The following is an 11237-nucleotide window of genomic DNA, read 5'->3' as shown; positions in this document are numbered from 1 at the left end:
GCCCGCCCGCCCCTGATCCGAAGCCTGATCTTGGGCCGGTCTCCCGGTTACGGGGTGTGGATGTCGGGCCAGGGGTAGCTCGTGACCTCGCTGCCGATGTGAAAGCTCGGGTGCGGCGGCTGGTTGTAGGCGGTGTTCTGCCAGGCGATGGCCGTGCGGTACTGGATGTCATGCATCAGCGTCGCGATGCGCAGGGTCGTCCGGTGCGGCGTGGCGTAGATACGCAGCGCCGAGGAGTCGGTGGTCCGCCAGACGACCTCTTCCCGCCAGTCGCCGAACAGGTCCGCCGAGAGCGCCGGTGTCGCCTTGGTGCCGTTGTTCGACGCGACGTTCGAACCGGTCAGGAGGCGGCCGTTCTGGTAGTCGTCGACGGCGGTGCCGTCGAGCAGCTCCCGCTCGCCGTCGCCGTCCCACCACGCCAGGAAGTTGATCGAGCTCGGCTTGGCGCCGACTGAGCCACCCGCCGAGTTCCGCAGGTCGGACACGTTCGAGGACCAGTACTCGCCCCCGGCGTTGCCGGAGGTGACGTTCGCCGCCACCCCGCGGCCGTTGTCACCGCTGGGGCTGGTCTGGAACAGGACGGTGCCGTTCGAGCCGATCAGGCTGGACGACGGCGCGGTGCCGCTCTCGTGCACCATGAACACCTCCTGACCCGCCCGGCTGGGCACGAAGTCCGAGACGTGCTGCGCGTCGCCGTGGCCCATGCGGGAGTTCCACAGCGGGTTGCCGTCCGAGCCGACCGCCATCGCCCCGTAGACAACGTCCTGCCGGCCGTCGCCGTTCAGGTCGGCGATCGACAGGCTGTGTGCGCCCTGGCCCTCGTACTGCGCGCCCCGGGTGTCGGAGTCGAAGATCCAGCGGGTCGTGAGGTCCCTGCCGTCGAAGTCCACCGCCCAGATCACCGAGCGCGTGTAGTAGCCGCGCGCGAAGATCATCGACGGCGTGGACCCGTCGAGGTACGCGGTGCCGGCCAGGAAGCGGTCGACCCGGTTGCCGTAGCTGTCGCCCCAGTCCGCGACGTTGCCGCGCGGGGGCTGGTAGCTGACGGTGTCGACCGCGCCGCCCGTGCGGCCGTCGAAGATCGTCAGGTACTCCGGTCCCGTCAGGATGTAGCCGCCGCTGTTGCGGTGGTCGGCGCCCGCGTTGCCGATGACGACCCCGCGGCCGTCGCGCGTGCCGTCGGCGGTCTTCATGGCGATCTCGGCGTCGCCGTCACCGTCGTAGTCGTACACCTGGAACTGGGTGTAGTGGGCCCCGGACCGGATGTTGCGCCCCAGGTCGATCCGCCACAGGCGGGTTCCCTGGAGGGTGTACGCGTCGACGATGGTGTTGTCGGTGACGCCGGACTGCGAGTTGTCCTTGGCGTTCGTGGGCGACCACTTGACGACGTACTCGTAGTCGCCGTCACCGTCCAGGTCGGCGACGCTGGCGTCGTTGGCCTCGTGGATGCCCGAGGGCCGGCTGATCGGGATGTCGAGGTAGCCGCCCGAGTCGAACCTGACCTCGGCTGCCGAGCGCGCCCCCTCGGTGCCGCCGTTGACGGCCGCGACGGTGTAGGTGCCGTTGCCGGTGTCGAGGTAGTTCGTGGCGCCGGTGATCGGCGTCGAGTTGAGGCGCGTGCCGTCGCGGTAGACGTTGAAGGCCACGTTCTGGGCGTCGGTGCCCAGCAGGCGCCAGCTCACGAGGTTGCCGCCGCCCGACGGCACGACGGTCACGCCGCGGGTGAGGGCCTCGACCTCGTACGCGCCGTTGCCGCCGCCGGGCTCCCCGGAGCCGCCGGTCGTGACGTCCAGGTAGTCGACGTTCGCCAGGCCGGCCGCGCCGGTGGCCCGCAGGCGCACGGTGTTCGCACCGGCGGCGAGCTGCGCGGTGACGGTCTGGCTCGCCCAGCTCGTCCAGGAGCCGGTGGCGCCGAACTGCGAGGTTCCCACCACCGCGCCGTTCACGAGCACCTCGCCCGGCCTGCTCGCCGTCCCGCCGTTCGCATAACCGAACGTCAGGGTCGCCGGGCCCGCCGCTGCGGCGTCGACCCGGAACTCGACGGCGGCGCCCACGGCGTTGTCGGAGTTGCAGAACCCGCTGCCGGAGTGCCCTGCGTGGTTGGCCTCGACCAGGCCGCCGCAGACGGCCGGCGCGGTCTCCGCCTCGTGACGGACGGTGGCGGCGTGGGCCGTGCTCACCGCGACGACGCTGGATGTGACGACCGCGAGACCGGAGAACCCGGCCACGAGCGCCACTCTGACACTTCTTCGCCTCGATCTTGTCTCGGACATTGTTCGCTCCCCTGAGCAGTGACTCGTCGTTGAGGTGGCCCGGCCGTCTCGGGCGCGGGCGGAGGGCTGGCGAGGTGCGGGTGACGACGACGGCTCCATCGCCGCGGTGTCGTCCACCACCGAACTTGAATCGATCTAATCGGCGTCCTCGACGGTAGGGTAAGCGTTTCCCCGGTGTCAACGAGTGGCACGTACTTAAACGATTCGGCCCCGCTGGGGCCTGACGGCGAGGCGTTCCCCCGCTGAGCTGGGAGCTGGGTGGAAGCCGGGATGGACCTAGCCCTCCACGAGCCGGAGAGCCTTCTCGGTGAAGTAGGTGACCTCGCCGTCGGCGTCCTCCACCCCGAACACGAACTTGCCCGAGGCAGTCGCCCGGACATCGACGACCGCGCCACGTCCCCGCGCGGTGACCACGTCGGCTCCTGGCGCGAAGATGCTTTCGCTCATACGCGGAATTATGCGGGCGCCGGATGGCGACGCGCCTCCGCCGGGAGACGGATAGGGTCTTCGTCGCGGTGGTAGCTCGTACCGGGGGTCGTACATGGTTGTTCGCAGGGCTCGCGCCTGGTCGGTTCGAGGAGTCGCGATGGTGGCGATCACGGCGGTCGCCGTGGTCATGTCCGGTTGCACACGAGCCACGGATGCCCCGCCACCGACGGCGACCGACGGCGGCACGCCAGTGGTGGACGCCAGCTCCGAGCTGGAGAAGCTGCCCGACGTCGAACAGTTCCTGGAGCAGGCGGTCGCTCAGGTACGGCAGAAGTACCCGGATCAGGTTCCGGAGGACTTCACGGCCGCATCGATCATGGGCGAGCTCGACGCCATCGACGGGCACGTTGGCGCCGACGGCGTGCTCGACTACGCCGCCGCGACGAGCGACCCCGCGATCACCACGGACACGCTCGAGCCCTATGCGCGGACCTACCGGTCCCTGGGTGGAGAGCTGACCGGAGCCGGAACTGCGGACGCCGACGCGACAGGCGGTGATGACATCAGCGCGCCGCCCGACGGTTCAGGCCGCGAGGACGCGTCACCGGCGTTGGTCGAGAACGCTTCGATGGTCCGGTTCGACGGTGCTGACGAGGGGCATGGCGAGAGGAAGAAGGACGATCCCCGGGTCGGTTATGAGGGGCCGCGGCAGTTTGTCTCCATCACGCCTGAGTGGGTCGATGACTACAAGGCCGTCGGAGACGAGATCCTTGAGGGCAAGGTTCTCTACTTCGAGGCTGAGTACACCCCAGCGCGCGTGTTCTTTACATCCGAGCTCGACGCCTACCTGGATCAGCGTGTTGACGAGGATCAGACGGTCGTCTTCTGGGGCGGGGTCATGGACGGCCCTCTTGGCGCATGCATAGTCAATGACGAGGTGTACCACGAGCAGGTATTCGAGCAGGATGCGGAGGATTCAGAGATCTGCCTGACGCGGACGGTCAGCGGCTCTACCGTTCCGGAACCGCTGCTCCCGCTCGATTCACCTGCGCCGGAACCCGCTGTGACCGTCGAAGCCGATGTTCAGCAGCTGATCATCCAGGAGTTCTGGCCGATCGTGAAGGACTTCATCGGCCTGACCGACCTGGAGAAGTGCTTCACCGAGGCGGACATCCTCGCGTGCGTGATGACGCTGATCAACCTGCTGCCCGTCGGCAAGGCGATCAAGGTCGTCAAGGCGATCCCGGCGGTCGTCAGAGCCGTCGAGAAGATCGTCACGTTCGTCGCCTCGAAGGGGAAGAAGCTCCCGGTCGCGGCGCCGCCAGGGTGTTTCGCCTCCTTCGCCGGATCGACACCTGTGCTGATGGCCGACGGCACGCGCAAACCCATCCGGGACGTCCGGCCCGGCGACTACGTGCACGCGACGGATCCGGTGTCCGGCGTGAACGGCCCGCGACGGGTGATCGACACGTTCGTCCACCCGGACTCGCTCGTGGACCTCCAGCTCGCCGGCGGGGACAGGATCACCACGACCGCCGACCATCCGTTCTGGTCCTCGACCGACCGCGTCTTCGAGGACGCGGAGGACCTCGCGCCCGGTGAGAAGGTCGTGTCGGCGGACGGGACCGAGGTGGCTGTCGGCGGGCTCGACATCCGGTCGACGCGTGAAGGGGCGGCCTACAACCTCGCGGTTCTTGGTCTCCACACCTATCACGTGGGCGACGCCGGCGTTCTTGTCCACAACTCCGGCTGCCTCGCGGTGCTCAAGAACTGGAAGCCGAAGACATTCAGGTATGGCAGCACCACGCTGGTCCTTCAACGCCGCGGGATGCAGCACATCCTTGAAAGACATCACCCGACCTACTTCGATCCGGAGCAGGCGAAGCAGAGCAACGATATGTTCAGCGAGTCCAGGACAGTTGACGAGATCGTCGGCCTCATCGATCAGGTCGCCCGGCAGAGGACTGACGAAATCGAAGCAATCGCACGAAAGCCAAGGCCAGAGCAGCAGGTTGGGAACGTGAAGGCCACCATCGACGGAGTGACGTACCGACTTGGTGTGAATCAAGGAGCCATCGGCACGTTCCACCCTGTGGGGATGAGTGAACCGTGAGCGATATCACCATTCAGACTTACCTGTCCGACCGGCACGGCTCTCCAAAATTCGATCCCGTTCAGGATATCGACTCCTTCACCCAGACGAGATACGGGTATGTGGAGGGCTTCATCAGCATGACCATTGACGGGACCGAAGTGTTCGGCCCTGATCTTTGGGATGATGTAGGAGCGCTGTGGCCGATGCTGACCAACATGCTCGACGACTGTCGCCAGAATCGCCTGGGAGAGACGAGCCTCTTCGAGAGGGATATTCCAGTACGCCTGGAGTGCATTCGCGGCCGGCCGGGGTTTCTCCTGCTGACCGTTGGGCGACCCGAAGGTGATCATTACGGGGTGAAGGCTCGCCGCGCATCGGTTGAAGCGGCTGATTTGTACCCCGCTGTCGCACGCGCCTATCTCGATACGTTTGACAATTTCCGGCGAATCGATGCCCCTGAGGGCATCGGGACGGTAAGTGAGATGATGGAAGATCACCTACGTTCCTGGATCGAAGCACCTCGGGACTCGTGGCTTCGAAGCTTCCCCGGCTGACCTCGTCACCTGCCGTGCGTCAGAGGTCGTCCGACAGGACCGGGTCGGCCAAGAACTTGTCGATGACCTCACCGGTCGGGAACTCCGTGACGTCCGGCCCGGAGAACAGCTGCACCAGCGAGTAGGCGATGTCCCGCAAGGGGAGGTTCGTCTGGTTGGACGCCTCGCGCAGCCGGCTCATCGCCTCGTCCTCCTCGATGCCGTGAACGACCATGAGCACGCCCTTGGCCTGCTCGATCACCGCGCGACGCTCCGAGGACGCCTGGATCGACGCCGACGCCTCGCGAGCCGCCGCCTCACGCTGCGCCTTGGTCACGTCGATGAAGTACCCGAACAGCTCCGTCATCCGACCGGTGGCCGGGTCGCGCCGGCCTTGACCGGTGACGGCGAGCGTGCGGGTCTTTCCTGCGGCGTCGACGATGCGGTGCACCGAGCTGAACGGCTGCCCCGTCTCCGCCGCACGCTGAAGCATGCCGTCCACCCGGCCGCGGTCGTCGGGATGCTTGTGCGACAGCATCAGCGACGTCGTCGGCACCACCTCGCCCGGCTGAAAACCGTGCATCACGTACACCTCGTCCGACCAGGCCCACTCCCCTGTCGCCAGGTCGAGCCGGTACCGGCCGACCGGAGGCCGGATGCCGCTGACGAGGGCTTCCTCGATGTCGCTCGCGGACGGCACCTGGCCGGGCCTGGGGATAAGGTTCACGGTGTCCTCCTCTGGAGCCGGCTGGCGCAGTTCCTGCCCTGGTGGGGGGGCGAAACCGCGAGAGCAAGAATATCGCGATGAAGATACTTCACGGTCTAGCGACTTCGCCGCAGGGGCCCGGTAGGCTCGCGCCGTGGCTGACCGGTTGCTGAGCGGCGAGCTCGCCGCGCTGGCCGGCGTCACCGTACGGACCTTGCGGCACTACCACCAGATCGGGCTGCTGCCCGAACCACCGCGCACGGCCGGTGGCTACCGGCACTACGACGTCAGCCATCTGGTCCGGCTTCTGCGCATCACGAGGATGACCGCGCTCGGCATCGAGCTGTCCGCGCTGCCTGCCGTGCTGGACGACCCGGCGGCCGCGGAGGAGCTGCTCGACGAGCTCGATCGCCGAGCGGCCGCCGACATCGAACGGCTGACGGCGCGCCGGGCCGACATCGCGGCGCTGCGCCACAGCGGCGCGCCGCCGGACCTGCCTCCGGAGCTCTCGGCATGGCGCTCCGACCCCGCGTCGGGACTGCCGGCGGACCTGGCCCGCTACGAGCACGAACAGCTCCTGCTGGTCGGGCACCTGCTCGGCAGCCGCCACCCCGCGAGCCTCGCCGCGCTGCTCGGCGACGCGGACGCGGAACTGGCCGCGTCCGCCCCGCTGACCGCACGGTTCTACGCCCTCGACGACGACACCCCGGACGACGAGGTCGCGCGGCTGGTCGACGACCTGGTGACCCGCCTCGGGCCGGTCGTCGCGCGGCTGGCCGGTCTGCCCACGGTCGACGAGCAGGGCGCCGCACTGCTGGACGAGCTGAGCGAGCGGACGCTCGGGCCCGCGCAACGCGGCGTCCTGCACCGCGTCCGACGGCGGCTGACCAGGCCCGACAGGGTCTGACCTGTGGTGCGGATCACACCGGACGGCCTTGAGCCGGACGCGACGTCGGGGTCTGGACTGAGGAGGTTCACGCACCGCCCGAGAGCGAGGATCCGCCATGACCACCCCGTCGAACCTGATCGCCGTCGAAGAGCTCTTCGGCCTGCCCACCCGTAGCCGCGCGCTGCTGTCCCCTGACGGTACGCGGGTCGCCTACCTCGCCCCGTGGCGCGACCGGCTCAACGTGTTCGTCCGTGACCTGGACTCGGACTGGGCCTGCCCCGACGACGCGCCCGATGACGCACCCGACGACGAGGCCGACACCGGCGCACCGGCCGCGCGCCGCCTCACGTCCGACACCCGGCGCAACATCGACACCTTCTTCTGGTCCGCCGACGGCCGCTACCTCCTGTTCCTGCAGGACTCTGCCGGCGACGAGAACTGGCACCTGCACCGCGTCGACCCGGACCGTCCCGGCGAGCCGACTGTCGACCTCACGCCCTACGAGGGCGTACGACTGATCGACGTGCAGCTTGCGCCCGAGCTGCCCGGCACGGCGTTCGTCCAGCTCAACCTCCGCCGTCCCGACCTGGTCGACGGCTTCGAGCTCGACCTGGAGACCGCCGAGCTCACCACCGTCGCGGAGAACCCCGGCGACGTCCTCCTCTGGCTGCGCACGCCCGGCCGGCTGCTGGCCTTCACCATGGCGGACGGCGGTGAGCACGTGCTCTCGCAGTGGACCCGGGGGCAGCGACGTACCATCGCGCGGTTCCCCGGCACCGACCACCCCTTCGGGCTCGTGCCGGCGGCGCCGACCCCGGACGGGAGCGGGCTGTGGATCGGCTCGGCGCGCGGCTCGGACCGCATGCGCCTGGTCCGGCTGGACCTGGACACCGGCGAGCAGGTCGGCGTGGACAGCCACCCCGTCTTCGACCTGGACACGCCCCGGCCCGAGGCCGACCCGCGCTTCCCGTCCTCGCTGATCCTGCATCCCGGCACCGGAGACCTGCTCGGCGCCCGCTACCTCGGGGCCCGCCAGGAGATCCACGCCCTCGACGCCCACTTCGCCGAGGTGCTTCCCCGGCTGAGCGAGCTGTCCGACGGCGACCTGGCCCACGTGTCGTGCGACACCGCCGCGCGACGGTGGGTCGTGGACTTCACCCACGACCGCGACCCTGGCGTCACCTGGTCCTACGACCACGCCACGGGGCAGGCGCGCCGCCTGTTCCGGCCGTTCCCGCACCTCGACCCGAACCAGCTCGCTCCGGTCACCCCGGTCACCGTCACCGCGCGCGACGGGCTCGCTCTGCCGTGCCACGTCACCCTGCCCGTCGGGTTCGAGCCCCGCGCCCTGCCGACGGTGCTGCTGGTGCACGGCGGGCCGTGGTACCGCGACAGCTGGGGCTACGACCCGGAGGTCCAGCTGCTGGCCAACCGCGGCTACGCCGTCCTGCAGGTCAACTTCCGCGGCTCCACCGGGTACGGCAAGGCCCACACCCAGGCCGCGATCGGCCAGTTCGCGGGCCGGATGCACGACGACCTGATCGACGCCGTCGACTGGGCGGTCGAACAGGGCTGGGCCGACCCGGACCGGGTCGCGATCTACGGCTCCTCGTACGGCGGCTACGCCGCGCTCGTCGGTGCCGCGTTCACGCCGGAGCGGTTCGCCGCGGCGGTCAGCTACACGGGCATGTCCGACCTGGTCGGCCTCGTCGAGTCGGTGGTCCCCTTCGCCCGTCGCCTCGTCGAGAACAGCTACCTGCGCTACATCGGCGACCCGGACGACCCACGGCAGCGGGCCGACATGCTCGCCCGCTCCCCCATCAGCCGGGTCGACGACATCACCGCACCCGTGCTGCTGATCCACGGCGCCAACGACGTTCGTGTCGCGCCCAGCAACTCCGAACGGATCGTCGACGCGCTGCGCTCCCGTGGCGCCGAGGTCGAGTACCTGCTGAACGAGAACGAGGGCCACTGGTTCGTCAACCAGGACAGCAACGTCGAGCTCTACACCACCCTCGAACGCTTCCTGGCCCGGCACCTGGGCGGCCGCAGCGCGGGCTAGGAGGCTGCCAGCTCCCGTTCCGGGTACACCGCTGCGTCCACCAGGGCCCGGGTGCCGAGCGGCTCGTCCAGCTCGACGGTGAACGGCGTCGGCGGGTTGGACTGGCAGGTCTGAACGCCCGGCGGGACCTCGACGCCGACCACGAGCTCCACCCGGTCCTCGTGCTCGACGAGGCGGGCGACCGCGACCCGGCCGTCGGCCGGCTTGCCACCCGCGCAGGCGACCTCCGTGGCGAGCAGGTGCACCTGAGAGGACTCGGGGTCCGGAGGGTTGTCGGGGTCGAGCGCCACGATCGCACTACCGAGGTCACCCAGGTCGTACCGCAGCGCGCAGTCGCCGCGCTGCCAGAGCTGCCAGCCCTCGCCGCCGTCCTCGGTCTGATCGACCCATTCGATGCCCATGACCTCGTGCGTGCGCAGCTCGCCGTCGCTGTCCCGCGGCTCCGGAAGCTCCCGGACGAGGTAGACCTGTGTGCCGGTCTCGGTCACCACACGCCACTGCTCCGGGTCGATGTCGGGGACGCTCGCCCCGTCCAGCGCGGCGGCCGCTTCCTCCCCGAGCTGGTCGGCGGTGGCGCCGTCCGCCAGCAGCGATGCCGGGACCCGCGTGCCCTGGCAGAGGTACTCGCCCGAGTCCTCGGGCCTGTCGCTGACGGGCGGACCGCCGGCCGCTCCCGCCTGGGCACAGCCACCGGCCAGCAGCACCAGGGCGACCGCCCCGCCCTGTATCAGCCTGCTCCGTCGCATCTCGGCTCCTCCGGGTAGGGCCGCCTCGGCAGCGGCACTCTCCCGGAATGTGTCCGGTGCAGGCCCTGGCTTGCAGCCGCCGGCGTCAGCCCTGCCGCTCGGCCACCCAGGCCGCGATCTCGGATCCGGCGGCGCCGCCGTTCATGCCGATGACGTTCCCGTCGGGGTCGTAGGTGACCGAAGCGTCGTGGTACGCCCCCGACCCCCAGACGCTGATCTGGTACGGAAGGCCGTCCTCGGCGGACGCACGCGACGGCACGCTGACGGTGACGGACGGCGCGTCATCGAGCTCGAAGCCACCCTGCTGCGGCAGGCGGTCGGCGAGCTCCTGGAGCCCGGCCCAGTCGACGTCGGCCGCGTCGAAGGTCTGCAGCGGCAGCTCGCCGCCGCTCGGCTGGATGAGCGACGGCTCGCGAGCCGTGACCTTGCCGTCCCGCCAGCTGATCTCGTCCGTCGTGTCGGCGTCCGGCGTCGTCGGAACGGTGCCCGTCGCGGTCGTAGAACCGAGGTTGACCTTCGTGAAGCGGGTGTGCCCCGCCTCGGCGACGAGGTCGTCGATCACCTCCTGGGCGCGGGCCGGGTCCAGCGTGCTCTCGGCCCGCTCCAGGCGCAGGGTCCTGGCGTCGGCGACCTCGGAGGGTGAGGCGCCGGCAAGGATCTCGGTGAGCTCCGCGCGCACCGGGTAGAGGCGGGCGGCGAAGCCGACGACGAGCAGCAGCACGAGCACCACGGCCGGGATCCGCAGGATTCCGCGAGCATCGCGGGTGCTGGTCGCCTCCTGCGCCCACTCGGGTGCGTGGTCCATGCGGCCCACGCGGGTGTCGTTCGCGGCCCTGTCCCGCCAGCTCTGCGGCGGCGACTGGACGAGCGTGACCGCCGGCTGGTCGGCCTTCTCCTGCAGCACCACCACGACGTTGCCGGGCTGGAACTGCGGCAGGCGCACCTGGTCGATCAGTGCCCGCGTCCGCGTCGAGTACGCCGAGCGGGTCGACGGCGCCACGACGAGCCGCAGCTCGGCCACCGGGTTGTCGTTGATCTGGGTCCCGGTCGACGAGATGTCCAGGACCCTGGCCAGGTGCAGGCGCCCTTCGCGCTCCGCGGTGGCGATCGCGTCGTCCGACGGCGCGAGGCGCAGCACGCTCCCCCCGGCGGCCGCGAGACTCCGCACGACGGTCGAGAGGATGATCGACGAGATGGCCACCGCCAACGCGGTGGCCAGCCACCAGCCCGGCACGCCGCCGTCCAGCCCGAGAGCGGCGAGCAGGAGCCACCCGAGGAGGAAGCCGACCGACAGGGAGCGCAGGATCCGGATCACCTGGGAAGTATTCCGGTTCCGGTGCGTTCTGGGAATCACCCACCAGGCCCACACTGTGCGGGCGGCGCATGATTGACGGTCCGCAGAACCGGGTGCTAGTTTGACGCAACGACGCGTCATGGATGACGCAACGAAACTTCACCCCGGCCCATGGTTCCCGGCTCTGCGGCGACGCTGCCGCGTTGGAGA

General features: G+C 69.7%; 9 protein-coding genes. 4 read left to right on the top strand and 5 right to left on the bottom strand.

The genetic code is table 11. The annotated features are described in order from the left end of the window. Positions 1-47: 47 nt before the first annotated feature. Both ACFWE2_RS13050 and ACFWE2_RS13045 read right to left on the bottom strand, forming a co-directional pair. Positions 48-2237, bottom strand: coding sequence for a carbohydrate-binding protein (locus ACFWE2_RS13050; RefSeq protein ID WP_377224652.1), 2190 nt, complete (start codon positions 2235-2237; stop codon positions 48-50). 312 nt (positions 2238-2549) lie between these two features. Then, the gene (locus tag ACFWE2_RS13045; protein ID WP_377224651.1) at positions 2550-2720 is read right to left on the bottom strand and encodes a hypothetical protein; all 171 of its coding nucleotides are present in this window, start codon (positions 2718-2720) and stop codon (positions 2550-2552) included. Positions 2721-2859: 139 nt separating this feature from the next. On the opposite strand from ACFWE2_RS13045, the gene ACFWE2_RS13040 reads away from it, so the two are divergent. Then, positions 2860-4815 carry a Hint domain-containing protein gene (locus ACFWE2_RS13040; RefSeq protein ID WP_377224650.1) on the top strand — a complete coding sequence of 652 codons (1956 nt, stop codon included), beginning with the start codon at positions 2860-2862 and terminating at the stop codon, positions 4813-4815. After that, positions 4812-5351 carry a hypothetical protein gene (locus tag ACFWE2_RS13035; RefSeq protein WP_377224649.1) on the top strand — a complete coding sequence of 180 codons (540 nt, stop codon included), beginning with the start codon at positions 4812-4814 and terminating at the stop codon, positions 5349-5351. Before ACFWE2_RS13040 ends, ACFWE2_RS13035 begins: the two co-directional genes overlap by 4 nt. A 19-nt stretch (positions 5352-5370) precedes the next feature. Here ACFWE2_RS13035 and ACFWE2_RS13030 read toward each other — a convergent pair whose 3' ends face one another. Continuing rightward, positions 5371-6057, bottom strand: coding sequence for a PAS and ANTAR domain-containing protein (locus ACFWE2_RS13030; protein WP_377224648.1), 687 nt, complete (start codon positions 6055-6057; stop codon positions 5371-5373). A gap of 133 nt (positions 6058-6190) precedes the next feature. Here ACFWE2_RS13030 and ACFWE2_RS13025 point away from each other — a divergent pair, with 133 nt between their 5' ends. Then, positions 6191-6943 carry a MerR family transcriptional regulator gene (locus ACFWE2_RS13025; RefSeq protein ID WP_377224647.1) on the top strand — a complete coding sequence of 251 codons (753 nt, stop codon included), beginning with the start codon at positions 6191-6193 and terminating at the stop codon, positions 6941-6943. Positions 6944-7040: 97 nt separating this feature from the next. After that, the gene (locus ACFWE2_RS13020; RefSeq protein WP_377224646.1) at positions 7041-8987 is read left to right on the top strand and encodes a S9 family peptidase; all 1947 of its coding nucleotides are present in this window, start codon (positions 7041-7043) and stop codon (positions 8985-8987) included. Here ACFWE2_RS13020 and ACFWE2_RS13015 read toward each other — a convergent pair. Beyond that, a complete protein-coding gene (locus tag ACFWE2_RS13015; RefSeq protein WP_377224645.1) occupies positions 8984-9733 on the bottom strand; it encodes a hypothetical protein in 750 nt (249 codons plus the stop codon). The two genes, ACFWE2_RS13020 and ACFWE2_RS13015, sit on opposite strands and share 4 nt — an antisense overlap. Positions 9734-9818: 85 nt before the next feature. Beyond that, positions 9819-11048 carry a hypothetical protein gene (locus ACFWE2_RS13010; protein ID WP_377224644.1) on the bottom strand — a complete coding sequence of 410 codons (1230 nt, stop codon included), beginning with the start codon at positions 11046-11048 and terminating at the stop codon, positions 9819-9821. Between the last annotated feature and the right edge of the window lie 189 nt (positions 11049-11237).

Origin of the sequence: Promicromonospora sp. NPDC060271 (assembly GCF_042726755.1) — a bacterium.
Taxonomy (GTDB): Bacteria; Actinomycetota; Actinomycetes; order Actinomycetales; family Cellulomonadaceae; genus Promicromonospora.
Note: the sequence above shows the minus strand (reverse complement) of the source record. Positions and strands in the feature narration are given on the sequence as shown.

Bases quoted from the DNA above. Each gene is read 5' to 3' on its own strand.
- ACFWE2_RS13045 (WP_377224651.1), bottom strand. From the start codon at position 2,720: ATGAGCGAAAGCATCTTCGCGCCAGGAGCCGACGTGGTCACCGCGCGG.
- ACFWE2_RS13040 (WP_377224650.1), top strand. From the start codon at position 2,860: ATGGTGGCGATCACGGCGGTCGCCGTGGTCATGTCCGGTTGCACACGA.
- ACFWE2_RS13020 (WP_377224646.1), top strand. From the start codon at position 7,041: ATGACCACCCCGTCGAACCTGATCGCCGTCGAAGAGCTCTTCGGCCTG.
- ACFWE2_RS13015 (WP_377224645.1), bottom strand. From the start codon at position 9,733: ATGCGACGGAGCAGGCTGATACAGGGCGGGGCGGTCGCCCTGGTGCTG.